Genomic DNA, 25,543 nt, shown 5'->3' on the forward strand with positions numbered 1-25,543 from the left:
CCTGAGCGACCGTCAGACCGCCCAGAGGAGCGCCCATCGTCCCGGCCTGACAGCGCCGGGGCCGCCGGGTACAATCGCGGCCCTACCCCTCCTCGTCCCTTCCTTTGCCGGAGTCACCGGCCAGGATTATCGTCATGATTCGCCTCAACGAACTGCAGCTGCCGCTTGACCACACCCCCGCCGAATTGCGCCAGGCCATCCTCGAGCGCCTGAAGCTGAGCGACGCCGACCTGCTCGATTTCACCGTGTTCAAGCGCAGCTACGATGCGCGCAAGAAGAACAGCGTCATCCTGTTCATCTACATCATCGACCTGGAGGTGCGCGACGAGGCGGCGGTGCTGGCGCGCTTGGCCAATGACCTGCACGTGCGCCCGGCACCGGACACCGGCTACTACCCGGTCGGCCAGGCCCCGGCGCATCTGACGGAGCGCCCGCTGGTAGTGGGCTTCGGTCCCTGTGGCCTGTTCGCCGCCCTGCTGCTCGCCCAGATGGGCTTCAAGCCCATCGTGCTGGAGCGCGGGAAGGAGGTGCGCAGTCGCACCAAGGACACCTGGGCCCTCTGGCGCAAGAAGGTGCTGAGCCCCGAATCCAACGTGCAATTCGGCGAAGGTGGGGCGGGGCTGTTTTCCGACGGCAAGCTCTACAGCCAGATCAAGGATCCGAAGTTCTATGCCCGCAAGGTGATGCACGAATTCGTCCGCGCCGGCGCGCCGGAAGAGATCCTCTACGTCAGCAAGCCGCATATCGGCACCTTCCGCCTGACCGGCGTGGTCGCGGCCATGCGCGAGGAAATCATCGCCCTCGGCGGTGAAGTCCGCTTCGAGAGCAAGGTGACGGATCTGCTGATCGACGACGGCCAGCTCGAAGGCGTGGTGCTCGCCAGCGGCGAGACCCTGCACAGCCGCCACGTGGTGCTCGCCCTGGGCCATAGCTCGCGCGACACCTTCCGCATGCTGCACCGCCAGGGCGTGTACATCGAAGCCAAGCCCTTCGCCATCGGCTTCCGCATCGAACACCCCCAGGGCATGATCGACCAGGCCCGCCTGGGCAAGTACGCCGGTCACCCGGAACTCGGCGCCGCCGACTACAAGCTGGTCCATCACGCCAAGAACGGCCGCGCCGTCTACAGCTTCTGCATGTGCCCGGGCGGCACCGTGGTCGCCGCCACCTCCGAGCCGGGCCGCGTGGTCACCAACGGCATGAGCCAGTACTCGCGCAACGAACGCAATGCCAACTCCGGCATCGTCGTGGGCATCAATCCCGAGCAGGATTTCCCAGGCGATCCGCTGGCCGGCGTCGAGCTGCAGGAGCGCCTGGAATCGCGCGCCTATGAACTGGGCGGCAGCGACTATTCCGCGCCGGGCCAACTGGTCGGCGACTTCATTCGTGGCGTGCCCTCCACCGAATTCGGTGAAGTCGAGCCCTCCTACAAGCCCGGCGTACGCCTGGGCGACCTGGCGCCCTCGCTGCCCGCCTACGCCATCGACGCCATCCGCGAAGCCCTGCCCGCCTTCGGCAAGCAGATCCGCGGCTTCGACCGCCATGACGCCATCCTGACCGGGATCGAGACCCGCACCTCCTCGCCGGTGCGCATCACCCGTGACAACGCCAGCCTGCAGAGCCTGAACCTGCGCGGCCTGTATCCGGCCGGTGAAGGCGCCGGCTATGCCGGCGGCATCCTGTCGGCCGGCGTGGACGGCATCAAGGTCGCCGAGGCCCTGGCCAAGGCGATGCTCGCGGAAGGCAACGCGCAGGCCGCCCCGCTGGTTCGAGCCGCGGGCTGATGAAACTCGACGACATCAAGAAGCTCCACCAGAAGAAGTACCGCGCCGAATTCGGTCACTTCCTGGTGGAGGGCGAGCACCTGGCGCTGGAGCTGCAAAAGGCTGCGCTGGAGAATCCCCAGCTGCAGCGCGCCGAACTCTATGTGACCGGCGCCTACGAACACTGGCAGAGTCCGTTCCGGACGCACCCGATCAGCGACCGCCAGATGGCGCAGCTTGCCGACACCAGGACCCCGCAGGGCATCCTGGCCGTGGTACCCATGCCCGCCCCCCTACCGGCCGTACCGGCCGCCGTCGTGGGCGAGCGCGCCGTCTACCTGCACGAGATCCAGGACCCCGGCAACCTGGGCACCATCCTGCGCACCCTGGCCTGGTTCGGTGGTTTTCGCTGCCTGCTCAGCCCCGGTAGCGTCGACCCCTACAATCCCAAGGTCGTCCGCGCCAGCATGGGCGCCATCTTCCACACCCCGCTCGAACTCGATGTCGAACTCGACGGCCTGCAGCAGCGCTTCCCTCGCCTCGCCTGCCTGGACATGCAGGGCACGCCGGTACAGTCCGCTGCTTTCGCAACCTTCGACTGCTACCTGTTCGGCAACGAAGCCCGCGGCGTCCCCCGTGAGCACCTCGCGGCCCTGAACGCCCAGCCCTTCACCATCCGCGGCTCGGGCGCCATCGAGTCCCTGAATCTGGCAGCCACGGTGAACATGTGCGCCTATGAGTTGAGTCGGTAGCGTTCAGTACCTTCAGATCGTTTGGCTTATCGGCAAAGGCAATCAGCCATCGCTCCGGCATCAAGCGATCAGGCCCGCACTCATAGCCCTAGTTACCCGCTCCGCCGTTGTGGTTCTTGCAACAGTAGGACTGGACGACAGGTTCGACACCGAGCGGCCGTGTTGCGACTAGGCCGTCTGAACATAGTGGCGAAGGAAATCCCCCGGCTGCGGCTCTGGGGCACAGTGCCCGGACAGCCCGTCCTAAACACCGACGATGACTAGGCAACTCATCGCTACGCTGTGGCCGTACCGGACGCCGTGCTAGGCCTATGCCCCGCGTTTCCATCGAAATGCCTGCCAAACACCGGCACGCCACCTAAGTATGCCGGGAGAAAGCCGGATGGGATTACAGAACAATCGCAAACTGATTGAGGCGCTTCAGACTAGTGCCCGCGGTGAATCACGGCTTGAGATTCACACGCTGCGTTCCGATGCCTATTCGGACCCGCCGATTGCGCCTGTGGTGAGCGTGCAGCCGGTCCAACCACACGGGGCCTTGGTGATTCCGGTGATCCGTTCGCACGCGGGTCATGAGCTCGAGGCTACCTTGGGCGTTCATGAAATTCAGGGCTTTTTGCAAACACATCGGCCATGAAGTCCATGAAAACGATGGCTCGCTTGGGCAGCAGCCGATTCGCCAGGTAAACGACCTGAATCGGCACCTGTGGTGCTATGTAGTCGGCAAGCAGCAACTGAAGATTGCCGCTTCTCAGCCCTTCCTCATAGAGCCATTGAGGGCCTTGCGCGATTCCCAATCCGGCATTGACGTACTCTCGTATCGCCTCGGGTGAATTGACCCGCAGACGGCCGGAGACCGGGACATCAATGTCCTTGAACCGCCAGTTGGTACCGGTTGATAGCAGAGTATAAATAAGGCAGTCGTGTTTCTTCAGGTCCTCAGGCGAAGAGGGAGAGCCACGTTTATCCAAGTACTCACGGCTGGCCACACACACGCGCTCGAACCACACTAGTGGACGGGCGCGCATTGCGCTGTCCTCTAAGTGGCCGATGCGAATCGCGAGTTCGACTCCCTCGTCGACCAGATTGATGTAGCGATCATTGATCTGGAGATCGAGCGACACTTCTGGATAGCGCTGCAGAAAGCTAGCCACATGGGGCACGATGAAGGTGTGCGCCAGTGCCGTCGGGCATGCGACGCGTAGTAACCCAGACGGTGCTACGCTCCCTCTCAGAGAGGACTCTGACTCTTCTACCGAGTCCAAAATACGCCGCGCATCTGCGTAGTAACGCTCACCTTCCGGTGTAAGCGTCAGCTTTCTTGTCGATCGGTGAAGCAGCCTGGTTTGCAGATGATCTTCGAGTGCGGCGACGTAACGGCTGACGTTCGGTTGCCCAAGTCCGAGATCACGTCCCGCAGCTGAAAAACTGCCGGTCTCGACGGCGCGAACGAAACAGCTCATCAGTAATAACCGATCCATCACCCGTCCTTTCATGCAGCTTTTACATGAGACATATGCTCTTCGACTATCTTATCAGCGCTTTTGCATGAATACATAGTCGCTCTCAGAAGGCCAGCCGTCCGACTGGTCTTCACCCATGAGAGGAGATCCAGATGTCCCGTTTACAAGGCAAGCGTACGCTCATCACTGGCGGCACCAGTGGCATCGGTCTGGAGACCGCGAAGCAATTCCTCGCAGAAGGCGCTCAGGTAATCGTTACCGGTGTCAATCCTGAATCCCTTGCAAACGCCCGAGCCGTATTGGGCAGCGAGGTTCCGGTGCTACGAGCCGACTCCGCCAGTGTCACCGCCCAGAAGGCACTGGCTCACACCGTCCAGTCCCATTACGGGCAGCTCGACGTTGCCTTCCTCAATGCTGGCGTGTCCGTCTGGATGCCAGTCGAAGACTGGGACGAGGAGATGTTCGACCGCTCGTTTGACATCAACGTCAAAGGCCCTTACTTCCTCCTGCAAGCACTGCTGCCGGTCTTCTCCAATCCCGCCTCCGTGGTTCTCAATACCTCCGTCAGTGCGCATTTGGGCGACGCGCGTTCATCCGTTTACGCGGCGACGAAGGCTGCGTTTCTGAACATGTCGAAAACGCTCTCGAGCGAGCTTCTCCCGCGTGGTGTTCGAGTGAATGCGGTCAGCCCTGGTCCGATCGATACCCCGCTGTACGACAAGCTGGGTATCCCCGATGCCTACCGCGAGCAGCTCAACGAGGATATCGCCGCGACCATCCCACTTGGCCGTTTTGGCACGCCAGAAGAAGTAGCCAAGGCGGTGCTGTACCTCGCGTCGGACGAGTCTCGTTGGACGGTAGGAACGGAAATCATCGTTGATGGTGGTCGCTCGCTTTAACGAACTGGGCTCGCCTTCCAGGCAGTACCTCCCGCTGCCTGCCTGGAAGCGGGAGGTGTCGGAACACCAGGGGGCATTCAAATGCGCCGCTGCCTCGACCTGGTGAAAGGCTACCAAGGTGCGCAGCTCATTCTTGCCACCATCCCCCAGCAAGACAAACCGACCTATGCCCTGATCGGCCGGGCCGACACCTTGAGCGTGTTCCAGATCGAGTCGCGCGCCCAGATGGCCATGCGACCGCGCTTGGAACCGCAGACCCGCTACGGCCTGGTGATCGAGGTGGCTATCGTCTCTCCGCTTTAATTCAGGCGTCTACGCCACGAACACCAGGATTGTCCCGACACGACTCAGTGCGCGCTCGCGCCATGGCCATGCTGAGGTTCTACGGGTTGGCCAGCTCGAGCCGAATAGCCGAGTTTCGTCTTCGATGCCCATGGGATTCGCACTGTCCCAGGCAATCACTCAGTCCGAAGGTCCACTCCTAGACACCATCCGCACTGCGTCACGCCCGGTGCCAGCCCGTGGCGGTGACGGCGAAGTCCGCACAGACCGCCTTCGAGCGATACGTAGCAAGGCTGGTTTTACGCCGGTCAGCCAGGCACAATCAAAATGTCATACGATGACAGACAAGACTGTCTGCCCATGACTTTCCAGATAGCGTTCCCGACAAATACAACAAGAGGATCTGAGCATGAGAAAGCTGAAGCTAGCACTGGGTTTCCTATGCCTGTTCAGTGGCTTTGTCGCGGCGGCGACAAGCGATGAACGTGATGTCGCCACCGCCGTCGACAAGCTCACCCAGGCCATGTGGCACAAGGACATTGCGCAACTCGATGCCCTGACCGCGGACAACCTGACCTATGGGCATTCCAGTGGCAACATCCAGGATAAAAAGGCCTTCATTGCCGACATCGAGACGGGCAAGAGCGCGTTCAACGAGCTGAAGATGCTCAACCAGAAGATCACCCTATCCGGGGACGTCGCGCTGGTGCGCAACCACTTTTCAGCTCAGGCCGTCAACAGTGGCAAGGTCGTGCCGACTGAAATCGAGAACTTTCAGATCTGGCAGAAACAGAAAGGCCATTGGCTATTGATCGGTCGCCAGGCATTTCGCTTCTGATATCCCTCTGCGGAAGCTGTATCGCCAGCCCCGACTGAACGCTGAAGGCCTCGGCTTTCACTCCCGTCACGAGCATCCGCTCGAACCTATGTACCGCGGATCGACCACGCACCTTGCGTCTTGCGTCCTCGCAAGCCGCACGGTGCAGCCGTGAAGAAACGGGAAGGTCCCTGCATGGCATGGTTCGGTCACCATCGCCCTGTTCTATACCGCCGGGTTCCTCACCCGCTACGGCTGCCGTCACCGTGGCTTGCGAGCGTATGCGACCTGCGGCCCCATCAATCTGAACAGTCCCGCGCACACTCGGTCCGTATTGGAACAACCCTCGGGAGGATCGACGATGACGACAGCCAGCAATGTCTTGTGGGGCGCCCTGGCCATTGGCGTGGTGACGGGCATGCGCAGCATGCTGGCGCCGGCCATGGTCGGCGGGGCCCTGGCGGAGCGTGCGGATATCGCGGGCGCTGATGAACCCGCACGCACCCTCGCGTCGTCTCGAGTACGGCAGTACGTGATACCCCTGGCGGTAGGGGAGCTCCTGGGCGACAAGCTGCCCTTCGCTCCGGACCGCACCATCGCGCCCTCGATGCTGGTCCGTGCCTTGTCCGGTGGCGTCAGCGCCGCGGCGCTCGCCGGTGCGCGGCGGCAACCGCGACTGCTGCCTGCCTTGATCGGGGCGACCGCCGCCTGTGTCGCCGCCAGGGTGGCGATCGATCTGCGCAGGCGCTACGCCAGCGATGCCTGGCTCAACGCCGGTCTCGGGTTGGCTGAGGACTGCATGGCCGTATCGCTGGCCAATGCCGGGTTACATCGAGCCCTGCGAGAACGATAGGCAAAAGGTGACGCATCGTTCGCCCTCCGCGCTTGAGTACGACCGCCTCGGCTCGCTGCGCGCCGGCACAGGTGAGCGCCCAGCTTCAGGGATATGGCAGGACTGCCAGCGGCCACCGCCCTGCAGCTTCTTACCCACGGCAGCGCTCGGTTCTTCAGCGAACAGGGCAAGAAGGAACAGATCAAGGTCGACCAGCCGGCCGATCTGGCGCGCTGTCGGTCGATTTCTTCAGCGTCGAGGAAGAGCAGATCAAATGGCTCGAATCGGTGCTGGCCCTGGTCGGGGCGAGCTGGTGCATGCCGCCGGCGAATTCGATGACCTGGCACCGACAAGCGCGCCGGTCATGCCGGACTGGTCACCGGTGTCCATCGTACCCGGCCATCGGCGCGCCACCCCCCGCCTTCATCAGTGCCTGGGGTCCTGCGCCGTTCACCAGCACGATCGCGCACGCCGCCGCTCGGTGCCGGTCAGCGGCCACCAGGGCTTCTGGGGGGCGTTCGGCTGCTCGTGCTTCGCCTTCTGGACCCGCCCGGGTCCAACACCTGGGTCCTGGCAGAACAGGCCGGTATTGCAACCAAGGCACCGCTGGCGGATCGGCAGCCCGGCGGTAGCCGACATCCCTCGTCGCTACCGCTCGCCACCCTCCTCCCGCCCTTCGCTCGCCCTCGCGTGATCATAGGCGCGCTGCGCCTCTTCCAGGGCGGCTCGGTGGGTCAGCGACCAGGCATAGAGGGCGGCAAAGGGATCGCGCAGCGAGGAGCCAAGGGCCGTGATTCGATACTCGACACCGATCGGCTGGGTCGGCAGGACCTTTCGACTGATGAGCCCGTTACGCTCCAGGCGCTTGAGTGCCTCGGACAGCGATTTATGGGTGATGCCATGGAGACGGCGCTTGAGGTCATTGAACCGCGCCGGCTGCGTGCACAGGACACTCAGAATCAGCACGGTCCACTTGTTGGCTATGTGTTCCAAGATGGAGCGCTTTGCGGTGACATCGAGGGGTCGTTCGAGCGCGTCTTTCGACATGGGTATCCACCAGGCTATCTAGGCACCCTCAGGTGCGTTCTTGCGATTGGATATACGAATGATACCGTGCGCCTGGACATCCACAGCAGCCTGGTGACGATCCATGAACACGCTATCAGCAAGAGTCGCCGTCGTGATCGGTGGTCATGGCGGGATCGGTGGGGCCATCGCGGAACGCTTCGCGGCCGAGGGCGCCACTGTCTACGCCACCAGTCGGCGCACCCCGGTCCGCGACGTCGAACTCGGTACGGGCAGGTTGCATGAGCGCAGCCTCGATGCGTCCGATGTGACGGCGCTTGCGGCCTTCTTCGACGGCGTGCGGCGCGAAGCCGGGCGGGTGGATGTACTGGTGGTGAACGCCGGCATCTCGGAGTTCGCCCCCCTCGAGACCATCAGCGAGGAGCACTTCGATCGGACCTTCGCGCTCAACGTACGCGCCCTGCTGTTCGCTACCCAGGCGGCGACGGTGAGCATGCCGGAGGGCGGCGCCATCGTATTGATCGGCTCCATCGCCGCGGCGATCGGCACCCAGGGCTACGGCGTCTATGGCGCGAGCAAGGCCGCGGTGCGCTCCTTGGCGCGCACCTGGGCCAATGAACTGGCGCCCCGCAACATCCGCGTCAACGTCGTTGCGCCGGGACCCACGGACACCGCCATGATGGCCGCGACCTCGGCGGAGGTACGGGAGCAGCTGAACAGGCTGATCCCGCTCGGCCGGATGGCACGCGTCGACGAAGTGGCCGCGGCCGCGCTCTTTCTCGCGAGCGACCAGAGCAGCTTCATCACCGGCGCCGAGTTGCCCGTCGACGGTGGCATGGCACAGGTCTGAAAGGCGGGTCGCTCATGGACGCAAGGACGCGCTCCAGGGATCGAGCCCGTCCCGGCGCGGGCGGGCAGGCTCGCACCGTGGCCTGGAATCTCGCTCGCGAAAGTCCGGAGCTTATCGCGGAGTCAGGGGTCCACTTTCCTAGCCTCGCCTCCAGGAATGTGCCCCATGATCACCCTCAACAGCTACACCACGGTCAAGCGCCGCGAACGCGTGCCCCTTGACCTTTTCGCGCATTACTGGCGTGACGTGCACGGCCCCTTGTGCGCCCGCCTGCCGGGCCTCGGCCACTACGTGCAGTACCATTTCAACCGAGAGCAGGACGCCCATCTGTGGCCGCTGGCTGAGGGCGTCCGGGAGATTCCCGACTACGAACTGGATGGGATGGTCGAGATCGGCTTCGCTGACGAGGAGCGTCAACGCACCTTCCAGGCAGCCAGCCCCGTGCTGTTCAGCGACGAGCAGAACATGTTCGCCGAGACGCTTGCCTATGATCTGCCCAACGGCTCGCAAGCGTTCAAGAACACCCTGGCGGACGAGCACCATAACGGCCCCGACCCGCTGGATCGCCTCCAGCTGCACCTGCATCCCCGCGACAGCCTCGAGGACCTGAACAATTATCTGCTGAGTCAGCTAGGCCCCTGGCTGGCCGCACAATCGGCCGTCCTGAAAGTGCGCGTGCACCCTTGCGTGCCCTTCATCAACGACGGTCAACATCCGCCGTCGCCCGACGTGGCACACCGGGCCGATGCCATCCGCGCGGCGCTGTCGATGGTGGAGATCGTCTTCGCCTCGCCACTGGAACGCCGGCGCTTCTTCGCCAGCGACGCCTTTTGCAGCCGCCTGCCCGAACAGGCGCGGCATATCGCCTGTATCAAGGCCTTCGCCGTGTCCGGGGTATACACCTACGTCCATGCCGGCCAGCTCACCACCGCCGGCCTGCGCGGCAGTCGCGCGGCCGAACTGATCGAGCGACTCGGGGCGGTCAACCAGACGCACGATGAGGTCGTGCATCTGCTTCGCCACGGAGCGTTACCGGAAAACGATGCTCCTTCCTCGGCACCGACTACACGCCAGGACTGATGACCCTCTGTCCTACTTCGAGCCAGCGTTTTTTCACCGCATGCTCGATAGCAGCGCCGTGCCGGCCGCTATGGCCGGACGAGGATACCGCCGTCTCGCCAGCACCAGCGCCTGCCAGCCCGGCCGCTCGGGTTAGCCGCGATATCGCCCGGGTTCCTGCTCAATGGAGTCAAATTTCCTTTGTCTCGCACAGGCAGCTGGCAGGCTGGCTGCTGCCAGGGCGTCTGGCCGTTGCAAAAACAAAAACGAAATGACATTCTAAAAAATCGATAGCGGGTTGTATCTCTCACCCTGAAACGGCCTGCCTGACGACTGTCGGATTCTGCGCGTTGTCCGCCCTGTATGGTACGAGCGCCAGAGGTAGCCGCCCTCGTGCCAAGCATCGCCGTGCTGGTTGTAGCGGTTTCGAACGTGACATGCCGGACCGGTCGCTTCCTGCTGAGTCAATCTGGAGACAGCCGTATTGGCGAAATCTACCACGCCCTCACGTTGGCCCGCCGCTGTACGGGCTCTCGCCCATCGTGACTTCCAGATCTATTTTGCCTGCCAAGGCGTATCGACTCTGGGCAAATGGGTGCAGCAGGTCGCGCTGTCGTGGATGGCCTATCACGTCACCGCTTCCGCCACCCTGCTGGGCGTAATCACCTTTCTGACGCTCGCCCCGCAATTGCTCGTAGGTCCGATCGCCGGCGCCTGGATCGACCGCCACGACAAACGCCGTTGCCTGATCGCGGCGCAGTCGCTGCTGGCCATCCAATCGCTGTTGCTCGCGCTCTTGAGCTGGCAGGGCTGGATCGACGCGCCGATTCTGATTGCCATGGCGCTGCTCCTCGGCTTGCTGAATGCCCTGGAAACGCCTCTCCGACAGGCACTCATCGGTAGCTTCGTGGCCGATGCCAGCGATTTGCCCAACGCCCTTGCGCTCAATGCCATGCTGATCAACGCCGCGCGTTTCATCGGCCCTCCGTTGGCCGGCGCCCTGATCGCCGCCAGTAGCGAAGCACTTTGCTTCTTGATCACGGCGATTGCCTTCGCCACCTTGCTGCTGGGCCTGACGAGGGTTCAGGGCAGCGCGACCACCAGAGCCAGCGGCTCGACCAGTCAGATGTTTCGCGAAGGCTTGGGCTACGTCTGGAGTACCTTCTCGGTCCGGCGCCTGATGCTGGGGGTGATCGCCGTCAACCTGCTCGCCTCCAACTACAGCGTCTTGCTGCCAGTACTGGCCAAGACGCTCTACCTCGGCGACGCCCGGATGCTGGGTTGGCTATGGGGGGCCGCCGGCGCCGGCGCTTTTGTGGCCACGATCATGCTCGCTCTCGTCGGCGCCTTGCACCGCCTGCGGCGCGTGATCTTCATCGCCGAGTTGTGCTGCGCCCTGGCGCTTTGCCTGCTGGCGTTCAAGCTGCCGCTTCCCTTCGCGCTGTTGTTGCTGGCCCTGCTGGGCTTTGGCATCACCGCCAACAACGTCAGCACCAACATGCTGTTGCAGGCCGATGCCCCGGTCGCACTGCGCGGCCGCGTGATCGCCCTATACATCGCCATGCGCTTCGGCTTCGAGGCAGTGGGTGGCCTGCTCGCAGGCTTGCTGGCCAGCGCCATAGGCGCCACCCTCACGCTCGGAATAGCCGGCCTGCTGTTGCTGACGTTCCGCGCGGTGGAAAGCCACCTCAATGCTGCGAAGGAATGAGCTGTCGAGTCGAAGGTATCGCTTGCCCTGATCGACGCCCCTCTGAACGTTGAATCGAAGCGGCAGGAAAGTAGTCGCGTGCCAGAAGGACGTCAGGATACGCAATACCCGCCTGTTGATCGCGGCAGCCATGGCCCTCCGCACTCGCTACCTGAACAGTGTTCGCCGCCGAGGATGGTGATGCGACCCTCTACCTCAGCGGGCTCGGTTACAGAGCCCGCACAGGGTCTGTATCCCCTCAGCGTTCGCTGTAGCGACTGCCATCGAAGCAGGAGGGATCCTGATCCAGGTATCGGCGCATCCGCCGCCAGAGGGTCGCCGTGCTGATGCCAAGCCGGGCCGCCGCCTGCTTGCGATTGCCGCCCACGGCGCTGAGGGCCGCATGCAGGATCGCGCGCTCATCGGGTAACCCCGCCGCCGGCACCACCTGCAGCGACGTCTCGGGCTGGGGCAGGTCGCCGAGCAGTTCATCGAGCAACTCGTCGGCGGGTAGGTCGCAGGAGAGCATGACGCCCAGGCGCTCGACCAGATTGGCGAGCTGGCGCACGTTGCCTGGCCACGGGTAGTCGGCGAGTCGAGTCAGCAAGGTCTGGGTGAGCGCCCGGGTCACGGCGGAGGGATCGGGCAGGAGCCGGTCCAGCAATTCGGGCAGATCGTCACGGCGCTCGCGTAACGGTGGCAGCGTCAGGCGCAGGACGCAGAGTCGGTAGTAGAAATCTTCGCGGAACAGGCCCTTGGCGACCTGCTCCCGCAAGGGCTTGTTGCTGGCCGTGATGATGCGGATGTCCACCGGCGTGACCTTGTCGTCACCGATGCGGATGACCTGTCGCTCCTGCAGGGTACGCAGCAGTTTGAGCTGGATATCCGCGGAGGTTTCGCTGATCTCGTCGAGAAATAGCGTGCCGGTATGGGCCAGCTCGAAGACGCCGGTGCGGCCTTCGCTGGACGCCCCGGTGAAGGCGCCCCGGACATAGCCGAACAGCTCGCTTTCCAGTACCCCGGGGGCGAAGGCAGCGCAGTTGATGGCCACGAAGGGGCCATGGCGGCGCGCCGAGGCATTGTGGATGCTCTGGGCGAAGAGTTCCTTGCCGGTACCGGTCTCGCCCTCGATGATCAGGGTGCTGTCGGCGCTGGCGTAGGCCTGGGCCAGCCGCCTCGCCCGCTGCAGGGCGGGACTGCTGCCGACGATGTCGGCGAAGGTGCGCCGCGCCAGGTGCTGGCTGGCGAGCGCTCGCCGCATCTTGCGCTCGAGGGTCTTGATATCCGTCTGCTTCTGCAGGGTGGCGACCGCGCCGATCACCTGGCCATCCAGCTCGATGGGCGCGATGCTCAGCGTCAGGGAGTGGCGGCCGATGTCCAGCAAGGCCCCGCGGACCGCCTTGCCCTGCTGCAAGGCCGGCTCGAAATAGCGCCCGATGGGCAGCTCGAGGATGGGATCGCCACAGGCGAGATCTCCCATGTAGGACTGCGCGACCTGGTTCAGGCGCGTCACCCGGCCCGCGCCGTCGACGCTGAAGATGCCTTCGGACACGCAATCGAGGATCGCCTGGATCATCTCGTAGCGACGCTGCAGTTCCTGGCGCTGCCCGCGGCGTTCCTCCTCGACCTGGAGCAGGTGGAGAGCTTCGTCGAGGGCCTCGTTGGCGGCGTCGCCATCGGTATCGGACATCACGAAATGCAGACCGCGGGCGGTGACGGCATCAGCGAAGGACAGCCCGCCGATGGTCACCTCGATACCCTGGGCCTGCAGCTCGTCCAGGCGCGCTTCGATCTCCCGGCTGCTGGCGAGCGGGTCTATCACGCAAATGTAGGCATCGGGCATGAAGGCGTGGGATCTGGCAAGAATCCGCGCGTAGCCGTCCGAGGTGGCGAGAAAGGCGATGCGGGGCGAGATGCGCAACGCCTGGCGATAGGCATTGATGCAGTCGAAGAAGGTATGCCTGAGTTCCACCACCGGCACGCGGAAGTGCTCCCGCAGGCGGTGGGCCGTTTTGCCACGGCTGATCAGGACCACGGCGCCCTGCTCCAGCAGGTGCTGGGCGGTACGCAGGGCGTCGCCCTGTACGGCTTCCACCACGGGCAGCGCCAACCCCCGCCGGGCGAGCAGCGCTTCCATGGCCAGAGTGAGGGTACGCGAGGGTGCGATGACGGCGATCCGCCCGGACAGGCCGGTGGATACGGAAGGGCTCGGCTCGGCATTCATTGACGTTCTTCTTGTTTCAGGCCTTTCACCAGCTTGAAAGCTTTTGCAAGCTCACGCCATGACTTTCGCTTCGCGGCGTTCGGTGAAGGTCGCGTGCTGCCTACCTATCCAATTGATTTCGTTAATTTTTCCCGTTCGACCCGGCCACACTCAGCAATCTGGCACAGGCCTTGCGCCGCGACTGTGCAAACAACACCAAGAAGAAGGTAGCTGGCGATGAAAATGGTCTTCATAGGCTTCGGCGAGGCCGCCTATCACCTGGCCCTCGGCCTGGGCTCCGCGGAAGGACTGCAACTGGGTGCCTACGATGCCTACCGCGACGATGCCAAGGCGGGTCCGCTGATCCGGCAGCGTGCTGCCCAGGCCGGGGTGGAACTGTTCGACAGCCCGGAGCAGGCTTGCCAGGCAGCACGCTTCGTACTCTGCCTCACCAGCGCGAGCAGTGCCCTGGCCCTGGCTGAGCGTATCCTGCCACTGCTGACCGCAGGCCAGGACTACCTGGACCTGAACTCCGCGGCACCTGCGGTCAAGCAGCGCATCGAGCGTCTGCCACGGGCCGCCGGTGTGGGCTTTTGCGATTGCGCCGTGATGGGCACCGTGCCGGGCAACAATCACCGCGTCCCGATGCTGCTGGCCGGCAGCGCGGCGCCGGCCTTCGCTGCCGCCCTCACTCCTTACGGCATGCGCCTCACCGTACTGGACGCCGAGCCTGGCGCCGCCTCGGCCATCAAGATGCTCAAGAGCGTGGTGATGAAGGGGCTGCCGCAACTGTTCCTCGAGTCCTTTCAGGCAGCCGAGCGCTTCGGGGTGCTCGACATCCTGGTCGCCTCCCTCGGCGAGTCCCTCGATGGCAAGACGGTGACGCAACTGGCCGACACCTTCACCGCCCGCACGCTCATCCACGCCAAGCGCCGCGCCGCCGAATTGGACGACGTCGTGGCGACCCTGCAGGCGGCGGGCGTTGATGCCAGCATGTCCATCGCCACCCGCGATCAACTGCTGAAACTGGCCCAGCAGGACTGGAACGCCCAATTCGGCCCCGGTGGCAGCGAGCTGGACTACCGCACCGCCATCGCCCATTTCACCCGCGCCCAACAGGAGTCGTCGCGATGACCACCGATCAGTACCTGCCGCTACCCGAACTCATTCCCGCCGCGCTGCTCGAGCGCTTCCGCGCCCTCAGCCCGGCACAGCTATGCGATGGCATGCAGAGCCTGGGCATCCCCCGGAGCGGCTGTATGGATCACGACCTGCTGCCGCTGGACCCGGACAAGCTCCTGCTGGGCACCGCCTGTACCGTGGATACCGAGGATGGCGACAACTTTCCCATCCATGTCGCCATCTACCAGGGGCAACCGGGCTACGTGCTGGTGGTGGCCGGCAAGGCGAACCGGGAGCGTGCCTACCTCGGCGACCTGATGGCCGGGGCCGCCCAGGCGGTCGGCCTCGCCGGCCTGGTGGTCGACGGCTGCGTGCGCGACCGGCGTCCGCTGGCGGAGCTGGACATCCCGATCTACGCCAAGGGCTTCATGCAGCGCAGCCCGGCCAAGCACGGCCCCGGTCGGATCAACGTGCCGGTCCAGTGCGCGGGGGTCGAGGTCGCGCCGGGTGATCTGGTCTTCGGCGACTACGACGGCATCACCGTGGTGCCCCGCGCCCGCCTGCTGGAGGTGCTCGAAGCCGCGGAGAAGAAGGACGCCTACGAGGCGCAGCGCCGTACGGTCATCGCCGACTATGCCCGCTGTCGTGCCCAGGGTGAGCCCCTGCCGCCCCTGGCGCCAGCTTGGGTGACCGAGCTATTGGAACAGCGCTGACCGTCGCCTGGAGAGCCCACCACCAGGGCTCCTCCCGTTCCACCCGTTTCGCGTCCCGATAACAATAAGACTGAGAGTTGCTCCGAATGCTGACCTTCCTCGGCTATGCGCTGATCATCGCCTTTCTGTTCCTGGTCATCCGGCAGAAGCTGTCGCCCTTCACCGGCCTGATCGTGGTCTCCCTGGCCGCCGGCACCCTGGCCTGCATCGCCAACGGCGTCCCCTTCGAATCCCTGGTCACCTGGATTCGCGAAGGCCTGTTCTATTCCACCAGCCAAAGCGGCAAGGTGGCGCTGGGCACGGTCAATCCCACGGTGATGATCCTCTTCGCCATCCTCTACTTCAGCCTGATGATGAACGTGGGGCTGTTCGATCCGCTGTGCACCTATCTCATCCGCAAGGCCAATGGCGATCCGCTGAAGATCATCCTGGTGACGGCCTTCACCTCCTCGGTGGTGACCCTGGACGGCGATGGCACTACCACCATCCTGATCATCACCAGCGCCTTCCTGCCGCTGTACAAGCAGATGGGGCTGAAGCTGTCGAACCTGGCCATGCTCATCATCCTGCCCTGCGGCCTGGGCAACTGCCTGCCCTGGGGCGGTCCGCTGGCACGCGCCGCCGCGGTGCTGAACGTGGAGGTGAACACCCTCTTCGTGGCTATCCTGCCGATCCTGGGCGTGTCCTTCGTCTATGTGTTCTGCATGGCCTACCTGATGGGGCGCAAGGAACGCGAGCGGCTCGGCTACATTCCCGGTGAACGCGCCATCGTCACGCCGCGGCAGATCGAGGAGATGGTCACCGTCATCCAGGAGAACGACCGGGCATTCAAGCGACCCCGCCTGTTCCTGTTCAACCTGGCGCTGACCATCCTCATCCTGGTGACACTGCTGGCCGGCTGGGCCAGCGGCGCCATCGTCTTCATGCTGGGAACCGCCCTCGCCTTGGCGGTGAACTACAGCGCCACCGAACAACGGGAACGCATCACGGCCAATGGCGGTGACGCCATCGCCGTCGCGTCCATCATTCTGGCGGCGGGCTGCTTCCTCGGCATCTTCAACGGCAGCGGCATGGCCGCCGCGGTGGCCACCAGCATCGCCGGGCTGATTCCCGAATCCATGGGCAGCCATACGGCGCTGGCCTTCGCCTTCCTCGGCGCCATCGCCTGCTATGCGCTGCCGGTGGACGCCTACTACTTCGGCATCCTGCCGGTGGTGGCGCCCATCGCCTATCAGTTCGGCATCACCCCCACCGAGATCGGCGTGGCCTCCTTCATGGGCCAGGCCCTGCGTTATGCGAGTCCGACCGTCGCCTGGCTGTTCCTGCTGATGAATCGGACGGAAATGACCTTTGGCGAGTACCAGAAGGAATTCTTCAAGTGGTCGCTACCGATGTTCGGCCTGTTCATCGTCACCGCCATCGTGACCGGTGAGCTGCCCATCGGCTGACGCCCTGGCGCCCTGGGATTCAGCAGTCGACCGTCATCCGGGAAGGCGAGCCGCAAGGTCCCAGCGGGTGGTGTTGGGCCAGGCGTGGAAGCGCACCCCGTCGAATGCCGAGTCAACCACCTCGGCATTCGGCCAGCCATGCGCAGTGGCGAGACACTCAGTCCTTCCGAGTTTCTTGCCGACCGCCCCTTGGCCAGCTTTGGCGCTGACGTCCACGTTCTTCCCGCCCACTTTTCCATGTGGCCGGCGGTGTATCAGGGGCAGGCGCTGAGTGACATCCAGACGCGCCGCCGCGGTGCAACCCGGCTCCATCCTGGCGCAGCGCCTTTTGACCAGGCGGGCAAAGGTTCGCCCAAGCGTGAACCAATGCCACGGGTCCGGTCCGCGAGCGGAATCGAGGCATCGCCCCAGAGCCTTGCGCCGAAAGAACCTCCGAACCAATTTCAAATGGCATCGGCCTTGCACCCGCCTCGGGTATCCGGATCTCCCCGGCGATGGCACTGGCAGCACGCTTCGCCTCGGGAGACAGCCCAGACCTAAGAGGCAAAGGTTCGATGCAGATCCATACCGACGACAGCGCCCGCCTGGCCCTGGATGCCTTGCGCAACCTGGTCGCCCAGCAGAGCAGCGTACCCGACAAGCCATTGCCACCGGAGCGCGAGCTGGCCGGCGAATTCGGGGTCAGCCGTCGCTCCATCCGCCGCGCCCTGGCGGTGCTCGAAGCCGAGGGCCAGGTCTGGCGCCGCCAGGGCAAGGGCACCTACGTGGGGCCCACGCCGCCGAGCGCGGCGCTCACCCTCACCCAGCTCTCGGCGCGCACCAACTTCAGCGAGGTGATGGAAGCACGGCTGCACCTGGAGCCGAATCTCGCCGCCCTGGCCGCCCAGCGCGCCAGCGGCGAGCAGCGCGCCCTGATCCGCCGCATGGCCGAGCGCACCGCCTTCGAGCGCCTGGGCAGCAGCGAGGACGCCGACGCCATCGAGTTGTGGGACAGCGCCTTCCACCGCAGCATCGCCGAGGCCGCCGGCAATCGCCTGCTGCTGGACCTGTTCGAGATGCTCGACGCCATCCGCCTGGACCCGACCTGGCGCGACCTGCGCCACCGCGCCCGCAACGCCCAGCGCCTGCTGGCCTACCACGATGACCACCAGGCCCTGGTGGAAGCCCTCGATGCCCGCGATCCGGTCCGCGCCGCGGCGGTGATGCGCGCCCATCTGCGCGCCCTGCAACTGGCCCTGGACAGCGTGCTGCAGCAGAACCTGGAGCAGGCCCTATGAGTTCCCCGGTGCTGGTGGTGGACGACCTCAGCGTGCGCTTCCCGGGCGCTCCGGCGGCCGTGGTGGAGGGCCTGAGCTTTACCGTGCAGCCGGGCCGCACCCTGGCCCTGGTGGGCGAATCCGGCTGTGGCAAGAGCGTGACCTCCATGGCCCTGATGGGGCTGCTGCCGGCCAGCGCCCAGGTCCGCGCCCGCCAGGCCAGCTTCATGGGTGAGGACCTGCTGGGCATGCCCGAGGCGCGCCGCCGTGACTTGCGTGGCGATCGCCTGGCCATGGTGTTCCAGGAGCCGATGACCTCGCTGAATCCGGCCTTCACCGTCGGCGAGCAGTTGATGGAGACGGTGTTGCGGCATCGTGGTGGCAGTCAGTCGGCTGCCCGCCAGCGCGCCCTGGAGATGCTGGAGAAGGTGCGGGTGCCGGCGGCGATCCAGCGGCTGGCGGCCTATCCCCACGAACTCTCCGGCGGCATGCGCCAGCGGGTGATGATCGCCATGGCGCTGGCCAACGATCCGGCGCTGATCATCGCCGACGAGCCCACCACGGCGCTGGACGTGACCATCCAGGCGCAGATCCTCGAACTCATCGCCGGCCTGCAGGCCGAGACCGGCGCCGCCATGATCCTCATCACCCATGACCTCGGCGTGGTGGCCGAGGTCGCCGACGAGATGGCGGTGATGTACGCCGGCCGGGTGGTCGAGTCCGGCCCGGTCGCCCAGCTGTTCGACGATCCGCAGCACCCCTACACCCTCGGCCTGATGGGCTCCATGCCCTCGCTGGGGCCGCGCACGGGTCGGCTGGCGACCATCGCCGGCCGGGTGCCGACGCCCGCCGAGATGCCGGCCAGTTGCCGCTTCGCCAGCCGCTGCCCCTTCGTCCTCGACGCCTGTCGCCTGGCCCCGCCGCCACTCGTGGAGCTCGCTCCGGGCCAGCAGGTGGCCTGCCTCCGCGCGCCCCTGGAACAGCACCTGGAGACCAGTGCATGAAAGCGGTCGAACGTCCCATCCTCGAAGCCATCGGCCTGACCAAGCACTTCGGCGGCCAGGCCGGTTTCCTGCAACGCCCGCGCCCACCGGTGCAGGCGGTGAGTGACGTCTCCTTCGCCGTGCGCCGCGGCGAGACCCTGGCCCTGGTGGGCGAATCCGGTTCGGGCAAGTCGACCCTCGGCCGCCTGCTGCTCAACCTACTCGCCCCCACCGCCGGCGACGTCATCTACGAAGGTCGCAACCTGGGCAACCTCAGTCCGCCGGCGCTGCGCCAGGTTCGCCAAGAATTGCAGATCATCTTCCAGGACCCCTACGCCTCGCTGAATCCGCGCATGAGCGTGGCCGACATCGTCGGCGAGCCCGTGTGGCTGCACAAGCCGCTGGATCGCGGTCAGCGCGCCGAGCGGGTGGCCGAGCTGCTGCGCACCGTGGGCCTGGCGCCGGAACTGGCCGGCCGCTATCCCCACGAATTCTCCGGCGGCCAGCGCCAGCGCATCGGCATCGCCCGCGCCCTCGCCGCCGAACCGCGGCTGCTGCTCGGCGACGAACCGGTCTCGGCGCTGGACGTCTCGGTACAGGCGCAGGTGGTGAACCTCTTGGAAGACCTCAAGGCACGCTTCGGCCTGACCCTGATCATCGTCGCCCACGGCCTGGGGGTGATCCGCCACATGAGCGACCGGGTGGCGGTGATGTACCTGGGCGAGATCGTCGAGCTGGCGCCGGTGGAGACGCTTTTCGAGACCCCCCTGCATCCCTATACCCAGGCGCTGCTGGCCGCGGTGCCGGTTAGCCATCCACGGGCGCGGCGACCGCGCACCCTGCTCGGCGGCGATTTGCCCAGCCCCACGGCGCCGCCCAGTGGCTGTCGCTTCCACACCCGCTGCCCCCACGCCCGGCCGCTGTGCCGCGAGGCCAAGCCCGTGCTGGAACCCGCTGCCGGAGAAGGCCAGGTGGCCTGTCATTTCTGGCGCGAGATCGCGGGTGCGGGCGCCTCACCACCGCCGCTGATCGCCACCAGCGCGGCCTTCAGCCGGCGCCTCGCCCTGTTCAACCGTCATCAGTCCCTTCTGGAGTCCACCCCATGAAAGCCTCCGCCTGGCTCACCGCCACCCTTCTGCTCCTGGCCGGCGGCTCCGCCCTGGCCGGGACCACCCTGCGCATCGGCATCCAGGACGATCCCGACGTGCTCGATCCGCATCGCTCGCGGACCTATTCCGGGCGCCTGGTCTATACCGCTCTGTGCGACAAGCTGGTGGACGTCTCGCCACAGCTGGAGCTGGTGCCCCAGCTGGCCACAGCCTGGCAGTGGAGCGACGACAACCGCAGCCTGACGCTGCAACTGCGGCCGGGCGTGACCTTCCACGATGGCGAGACGTTTGATGCCGCCGCGGTGAAATTCAACCTGGACCGGGCCCGCACCCTGCCCGACTCGCTGCGCAAGAGCGAACTGGCCTCGGTGGATGCCGTGGAGGTGGTCGACCCCCAGACCGTGCGCATCCGCCTCAAGCAACCCGACGCCACCCTGCTCGCCCAACTCTCCGACCGCGCCGGCATGATGCTCGCACCCAAGGCCTCGGCGGGCGACGTGGGCAGCAAGCCGGTCTGCTCCGGTCCCTATCGCTTCGTACAACGGGTGCAGCAGGACCGCATCGTGCTGGAGCGCTTCCCGCAGTACTGGAACGCCACCGCCTATCACTTCGACAAGGTGGTCTTCCTGCCCATCCCGGACACCTCGGTACGCCTGGCCAACCTGCGCTCGGGCGACCTCGACATCGTCGAACGGGTCGCGCCCACCGACGTCAAGGGCCTGCAGGGCCAGGCCGGTTTCACCCTCTACAACACCCCGGGCCTGGGCTACATGCAGCTGATGGTCAACATGGCCAACGGCGACCGGGCGAAGAATCCCTTCGCCGGCGACAAGCGCGTACGTCAGGCCTTCGACCTGGCGCTGGATCGCGAGGCGCTCAACCAGGTGGTGTTCGAGGGGCTCTATGCGCCCAGCGTGCAGCCCTTCCCGCAGAGCAGCCCCTACCACGACAAGGCCTTCGCCGTGCCGACCCGCGACGTGGCACGCAGCCAGGCGCTGCTCAAGGCGGCCGGGGTCTCCCTGCCGGTCAAGGTCGAACTCAAGATCGCCAACAACCCCATCGCCCAGCAGGTGGGCCAGCTGATCCAGGCCATGGCCGCCGAGGCCGGTTTCGAGGTCAACCTGGTCGCCACCGAATACGCCACCTTGCTGGCCGAACAGCACGCCGGCAACTTCCAGCTCGGCCTGAGCGCCTGGTCCGGCCGCCCCGATCCGGATGGCAACGTGCATCAATTCGTCACCTGCAAGGGCAATCAGAACGACGGCCGCTACTGCAACGCGGCGCTGGACCGACTGCTCGACCAGGCCCGCACCACCAATGACCAGGCGCAGCGCCAGGCGCTCTATGCCCAGGCCCTGACCCTGCTGCGCGAGGAGCTGCCGGTGTTCTATCTCTATTTCGATCCGCGCATCATCGCCACCCGCGCCGACCTCAAGGGCTTCATCCCCAACCCCGACGGCCTGATTCGCCTGGCCGGCGTCACCCGCGGGCAATAGCCATGCTGCGCCTCTTCCTGCGTGGCCTGCTGAGTGCCCTGCCGACCCTGCTGCTGGTGTCGCTGTTCGTCTTCACCCTGCAGCAACTGCTGCCGGGCGATCCGGTGCTGGCCATGGCCGGCGAGGAGCGCGATCCCCAGGTGCTGGATTTCCTGCGCGAGAAGTACCGGCTGAACGACCCCGTGCCGGTGCAATACCTGCATTGGATGGGCGGGGTGCTGCAGGGTGACCTGGGCATCTCGCTGCGTACCGACCAGCCGGTGACGGCGCTGATCGCCGAAAAGCTGCCGGTGACCCTGGAGCTGTCGCTGCTGGCCATCCTCATCGCCCTGCTCATCGGTATCCCCACCGGCATCCTCGCCGCGGTACGCCGTGGCACGGCGGTGGACTACGGCGCCAACCTGGTGGCCCTGTCCGGCATCTCCATCCCGCACTTCTGGCTCGGCATCCTCTTGATCCTGCTGTTCGCGGTGAAGTTGCAGTGGCTGCCGGCCTCCGGTTTCGTGCCTTTCCACGAAGACCCGCTGCGCAACCTGCGCACCCTGGTCCTGCCGGCCTTCGTACTGGGCGCCGGACTCTCCGGCACCCTGATGCGCCATACCCGGGCGGCCATGCTGGAGGTGCTGCGCGCCGACTACGTGCGCACCGCCCGGGCCAAGGGCCTGCGCGAGCGGGTGGTGATCCTGCGCCATGCCCTGCGCAATGCGCTGATGCCCATCGTCACCCTCACCACCCTGCTGTTCGGCGAACTGCTCGGCGGTGCGGTGCTCACCGAACAGGTCTTCAGCATCCCCGGCTTCGGCAAGATGATCGTCGACGCCGTGTTCAACCGCGACTATGCCGTGGTCCAGGGGGTAGTGCTCTGCGTAGCGGTGGGCTTCGTGCTGCTCAACCTGGTGGCCGACCTGCTCTACCGCCTGATCAACCCGCGCCTGAGGCACGCCGCATGAACGCCCTGACCCTGCCCCGCCCGGCCACCCTGAAACCCGCCCGCTCGCCCTTCTGGCGCAAGTTCAGCGCCAATCGCGGTGCGCTGCTCGGCGCCGCGCTGATCCTGACCTTCGCCCTGGCCGCCCTGCTGGCGCCCTGGCTGGCCCCCTTCGATCCGCTCAAGACCAGCTTCCTGGCGGTGCGCAAGGCGCCCTCGGCGCTGAACTGGCTGGGTACCGACGAACTCGGTCGCGACCTGCTCTCCCGCCTGCTATGGGGTGCGCGCAGCTCCCTGCTGGCCGGCGTGGTCTCGGTAGCCATCGCCCTGTTGGTGGGGGTGCCCCTGGGCCTGGTGGCCGGCTATTTCGGCGGCTGGCTGGACGCCCTGATCTCGCGCCTGGTGGAGGCCCTGTTGTCCTGCCCCTTCCTGGTCCTGGCCATCGCGCTAGGCGCCTTTCTCGGCCCGAGCCTGGGCAACGCCATGATCGCCATCGGCCTGTCCGCCATGCCGGTGTTCGCCCGCCTGACCCGTGGCCAGGTGCTCGCCATCCGCCACGAGGACTACCTCGAAGGGGCGCGTGCCATCGGCCTGCCGGATCGCTGGATTCTCTGGCGCTACGTGCTGCCCAACATCCTCTCGCCGCTGGTGGTCCAGGCCACCCTGACCATCGCCGCCGCCATCCTCGCCGAGGCCAGCCTGTCGTTTCTCGGCCTCGGCCAGCAACCGCCGATGCCCTCCTGGGGTTCCATGCTCAACACCGCCAAGAACTTCATGGAGCAGGCGCCCTGGATGTCCATCGCCCCGGGCGTCTGCATCTACCTCACCGTGCTGGGCTTCAACCTGCTGGGCGACGGCCTGCGCGACGCCCTCGATCCTCGTCACCAATGAGATCCCCGACCATGCTCGATCTGGATTATCACAACCCCTATTCCTCGGCCCGCTCGCCGGTCATGGGCCGCAACCTGGTGGCCTGCTCGCAGCCGCTGGCCGCCCAGGCCGGGGTGGAGATGCTGCGCCGTGGTGGCAACGCGGTGGACGCCGCAGTGGCCGCCGCCATGGTGCTCACCGTGGTGGAACCCACCGGCTGCGGCATCGGCAGCGACGCCTTCGCCATCGTCTGGGACGGCGAGAAGGTGCAGGGCCTCAATGCCTCGGGCCGCGCACCGCGGGGCTGGACCCCGGAATCCTTCGCTGGCCAGAGCGCCATGCCAGCCCGTGGCTGGGGCGCGGTCACGGTGCCCGGGGCCGTCTCGGCCTGGGTCGCCCTGGCCAAGCGCTACGGCAAGCTGCCGCTGACCACCCTCGCCGGTCCGGCGATCCACTATGCCCGCGACGGCTTCCTGCTCACCCCGGTGATCGCCGAACTCTGGCGCCGCGGCGCCGAGCAGCTCAAGGACCAGCCCGGTTTCGCCACCTGCTTCCTGGCCGACGGCGTGCCCCGCGCCGGCAGCCTGGTGCGCCTGCCCGACCATGCGCGGACCCTGGAAGCCATCGCCGCAAGCGAAGGCGGTGCCTTCTACCAGGGCGAACTGGCCCAGGCCATGGCCCGCCATGCCCGCGAGCACGGCGCGGTACTGGACGAGGAAGACCTGCGCGCCCACCGGGCCGACTGGATCGACACCCTCTCGGTGCCCTTCGCCGGTGCCGTGGTGCACGAGTTGCCGCCCAATGGCCAGGGCATCGCCACCCTCGCCGGCCTGGGCATCCTCGAAGCCGCCGGCATCGGCGACGACCCGGTGGACAGCCCCGCCACCCTGCACCGGTCCATCGAGGCCATGAAGCTGGGGCTGGCCGATCTCTATCAGCACGTCACCGATTCCGCGCACATGCGCATCCAGGCCGAGCACCTGCTGGACCCGGCCTACCTGCGCGAACGCGCCGGGCTGCTCGGCTCGCGCGCCGGCGACCCCGGCTATGGCGCGCCGCGCCCGGGCGGTACCGTCTGCCTGTCGGCGGCCGATGACAGCGGCATGATGATTTCCTTCATCCAGTCCAACTACATGGGCTTCGGCTCGGGCGTGGTGGTGCCGGGCACCGGTATCAGCCTGCAGAATCGCGGCGCCGGCTTCACCCTGGCGCCGGATCACGTCAACAGCGTGGCGCCGGGCAAGCGGCCCTTCCACACCATCATCCCCGGCTTCGCCATGAATGCCGACGGCACCCCGCTGATGGCCTTCGGTCTGATGGGCGGCCCGATGCAAGCCCAGGGACACCTGCAACTGATGCTGCGCATCCTCAAGTACCGGCAGAATCCCCAGGCCGCCGCCGATGCACCGCGCTGGCGCCTGGAAGGTGGCCGCCGGGTCGCGGTGGAAAGCAGCCTGGATCCGGTCACCCTGGAGGCGCTGCGGGCCCTGGGCCACGAGGTGACCGTGGAAGAACCGTCCGGGGTGTTCGCCTTCGGCGGCGCCCAGATCATCCAGCGCGTCGCCGGCGGCTACGTGGGTGGCTCCGATCCGCGCAAGGACGGCCTGGTGGCTGGCTACTGAGGCCGAGCGCGACGGCGCCGGCGATGCTGAGCACCTCAGGCTACTTAGCCGTAGCTTGAGGCTCCCGTCCTGGGCGACCGCGCTCTGGAAAGGCGCAGCTGTACCTTCCGGAGACCCTTCAGGCTCGGGCATGGCCCCGCGGGGCTGGAGATCTTCGATGAGGCATCCAGCCCTCTCGTGCATATCCGGATCCACCTTCCGCTGCCATCACCAGCCCTCTTAGCGGATCACCTGCAAAGCCGCAGCCCGCCTCTACGGGCGCTCGACCTCAGCAGCCGACACGCCCACGTACGGCCACCGCTCGTCGCAAGGTAGCGACACCACCCCAGTGTTTATTGCGATATCTAGACGGCCACGACATAG

The 25,543-nt window shown here is 66.0% G+C and carries 21 protein-coding genes and 2 pseudogenes; 20 read left to right on the top strand and 3 right to left on the bottom strand.

The features are described from left to right. Positions 1–134 precede the first annotated feature (134 nt). Positions 135–1,784, top strand: a complete 1,650-nt coding sequence (locus RCF34_RS02930; protein ID WP_308706825.1) for an NAD(P)/FAD-dependent oxidoreductase — start codon at positions 135–137, stop codon at positions 1,782–1,784. Next, on the top strand, positions 1,784–2,515 hold the full coding sequence (locus RCF34_RS02935; protein WP_308706826.1) for an RNA methyltransferase: 732 nt from the start codon (positions 1,784–1,786) through the stop codon (positions 2,513–2,515). Before RCF34_RS02930 ends, RCF34_RS02935 begins: the two co-directional genes overlap by 1 nt. A gap of 584 nt (positions 2,516–3,099) precedes the next feature. On the opposite strand, the gene RCF34_RS02940 is transcribed toward RCF34_RS02935, so the two are convergent. Then, positions 3,100–3,996, bottom strand: a complete 897-nt coding sequence (locus RCF34_RS02940) for a LysR family transcriptional regulator (RefSeq protein WP_308707513.1) — start codon at positions 3,994–3,996, stop codon at positions 3,100–3,102. Positions 3,997–4,130: 134 nt separating this feature from the next. Between RCF34_RS02940 and RCF34_RS02945 the strand changes: the two genes are divergently transcribed. From RCF34_RS02945 to RCF34_RS02965, 5 genes and pseudogenes are all read left to right on the top strand, one after another. Next, on the top strand, positions 4,131–4,877 hold the full coding sequence (locus RCF34_RS02945) for an SDR family oxidoreductase (protein ID WP_308706827.1): 747 nt from the start codon (positions 4,131–4,133) through the stop codon (positions 4,875–4,877). Between the two features lie 81 nt (positions 4,878–4,958). Continuing rightward, positions 4,959–5,174 (top strand): annotated as a pseudogene (locus RCF34_RS02950) (hypothetical protein); the annotation flags it as partial. A 394-nt stretch (positions 5,175–5,568) separates the two neighbouring features. Beyond that, positions 5,569–5,997, top strand: coding sequence for a nuclear transport factor 2 family protein (locus RCF34_RS02955; protein ID WP_308706828.1), 429 nt, complete (start codon positions 5,569–5,571; stop codon positions 5,995–5,997). A gap of 340 nt (positions 5,998–6,337) precedes the next feature. Then, on the top strand, positions 6,338–6,829 hold the full coding sequence (locus tag RCF34_RS02960; protein ID WP_308706829.1) for a DUF4126 domain-containing protein: 492 nt from the start codon (positions 6,338–6,340) through the stop codon (positions 6,827–6,829). Between the two features lie 99 nt (positions 6,830–6,928). Continuing rightward, positions 6,929–7,349 (top strand): annotated as a pseudogene (locus RCF34_RS02965) (amidohydrolase family protein); the annotation flags it as partial. 107 nt (positions 7,350–7,456) lie between these two features. On the opposite strand, the gene RCF34_RS02970 reads toward RCF34_RS02965, so the two are convergent. Continuing rightward, the gene (locus RCF34_RS02970; protein ID WP_308706830.1) at positions 7,457–7,855 is read right to left on the bottom strand and encodes a helix-turn-helix domain-containing protein; all 399 of its coding nucleotides are present in this window, start codon (positions 7,853–7,855) and stop codon (positions 7,457–7,459) included. Positions 7,856–7,958: 103 nt separating this feature from the next. Between RCF34_RS02970 and RCF34_RS02975 the strand changes: the two genes are divergently transcribed. The 3 genes from RCF34_RS02975 to RCF34_RS02985 all read left to right on the top strand — a co-directional run bounded on the left by RCF34_RS02975 (position 7,959) and on the right by RCF34_RS02985 (position 11,451). Further along, positions 7,959–8,684: an SDR family oxidoreductase gene (locus RCF34_RS02975; RefSeq protein WP_308706831.1), complete on the top strand. Its 726-nt coding sequence runs from the start codon at positions 7,959–7,961 to the stop codon at positions 8,682–8,684. A gap of 165 nt (positions 8,685–8,849) precedes the next feature. Further along, the gene (locus tag RCF34_RS02980; protein WP_308706832.1) at positions 8,850–9,764 is read left to right on the top strand and encodes an EthD domain-containing protein; all 915 of its coding nucleotides are present in this window, start codon (positions 8,850–8,852) and stop codon (positions 9,762–9,764) included. A 463-nt stretch (positions 9,765–10,227) separates the two neighbouring features. After that, on the top strand, positions 10,228–11,451 hold the full coding sequence (locus tag RCF34_RS02985; protein WP_308706833.1) for an MFS transporter: 1,224 nt from the start codon (positions 10,228–10,230) through the stop codon (positions 11,449–11,451). 238 nt (positions 11,452–11,689) lie between these two features. On the opposite strand, the gene RCF34_RS02990 is transcribed toward RCF34_RS02985, so the two are convergent. After that, a complete protein-coding gene (locus tag RCF34_RS02990) occupies positions 11,690–13,654 on the bottom strand; it encodes a sigma 54-interacting transcriptional regulator (RefSeq protein ID WP_308706834.1) in 1,965 nt (654 codons plus the stop codon). Positions 13,655–13,870: 216 nt separating this feature from the next. Here RCF34_RS02990 and RCF34_RS02995 point away from each other — a divergent pair, with 216 nt between their 5' ends. The 10 genes from RCF34_RS02995 (at position 13,871) to RCF34_RS03040 (ending at position 25,180) form a co-directional block, all read left to right on the top strand. Further along, positions 13,871–14,767, top strand: a complete 897-nt coding sequence (locus RCF34_RS02995) for a DUF1932 domain-containing protein (protein WP_308706835.1) — start codon at positions 13,871–13,873, stop codon at positions 14,765–14,767. Beyond that, the gene (locus RCF34_RS03000) at positions 14,764–15,468 is read left to right on the top strand and encodes a hypothetical protein (protein WP_308706836.1); all 705 of its coding nucleotides are present in this window, start codon (positions 14,764–14,766) and stop codon (positions 15,466–15,468) included. The genes RCF34_RS02995 and RCF34_RS03000 overlap by 4 nt, the downstream gene beginning before the upstream one ends. Before the next feature lie 86 nt (positions 15,469–15,554). Further along, complete coding sequence (locus tag RCF34_RS03005) at positions 15,555–16,916, top strand: citrate:proton symporter (RefSeq protein ID WP_308706837.1); 1,362 nt, start codon at positions 15,555–15,557, stop codon at positions 16,914–16,916. Between the two features lie 554 nt (positions 16,917–17,470). Beyond that, positions 17,471–18,193, top strand: a complete 723-nt coding sequence (locus RCF34_RS03010; RefSeq protein WP_308706838.1) for an FCD domain-containing protein — start codon at positions 17,471–17,473, stop codon at positions 18,191–18,193. After that, a complete protein-coding gene (locus RCF34_RS03015; protein WP_308706839.1) occupies positions 18,190–19,176 on the top strand; it encodes an ABC transporter ATP-binding protein in 987 nt (328 codons plus the stop codon). Before RCF34_RS03010 ends, RCF34_RS03015 begins: the two co-directional genes overlap by 4 nt. Then, complete coding sequence (locus RCF34_RS03020; protein ID WP_308706840.1) at positions 19,173–20,261, top strand: oligopeptide/dipeptide ABC transporter ATP-binding protein; 1,089 nt, start codon at positions 19,173–19,175, stop codon at positions 20,259–20,261. The genes RCF34_RS03015 and RCF34_RS03020 overlap by 4 nt, the downstream gene beginning before the upstream one ends. Then, positions 20,258–21,760: an ABC transporter substrate-binding protein gene (locus RCF34_RS03025; protein WP_308706841.1), complete on the top strand. Its 1,503-nt coding sequence runs from the start codon at positions 20,258–20,260 to the stop codon at positions 21,758–21,760. The genes RCF34_RS03020 and RCF34_RS03025 overlap by 4 nt, the downstream gene beginning before the upstream one ends. A 2-nt stretch (positions 21,761–21,762) precedes the next feature. Continuing rightward, positions 21,763–22,710, top strand: coding sequence for an ABC transporter permease (locus tag RCF34_RS03030; protein ID WP_308706842.1), 948 nt, complete (start codon positions 21,763–21,765; stop codon positions 22,708–22,710). Further along, positions 22,707–23,579: an ABC transporter permease gene (locus RCF34_RS03035; protein WP_308706843.1), complete on the top strand. Its 873-nt coding sequence runs from the start codon at positions 22,707–22,709 to the stop codon at positions 23,577–23,579. Before RCF34_RS03030 ends, RCF34_RS03035 begins: the two co-directional genes overlap by 4 nt. A gap of 11 nt (positions 23,580–23,590) precedes the next feature. After that, entirely contained in the window at positions 23,591–25,180 is a 1,590-nt protein-coding gene (locus tag RCF34_RS03040) for a gamma-glutamyltransferase family protein (RefSeq protein ID WP_308706844.1), read from the top strand. The last annotated feature ends 363 nt before the right edge of the window (positions 25,181–25,543 follow it).

This window comes from Pseudomonas sp. 102515 (genome assembly GCF_031085165.1).
In the GTDB taxonomy this organism is placed as follows: Bacteria; Pseudomonadota; Gammaproteobacteria; order Pseudomonadales; family Pseudomonadaceae; genus Chryseomonas.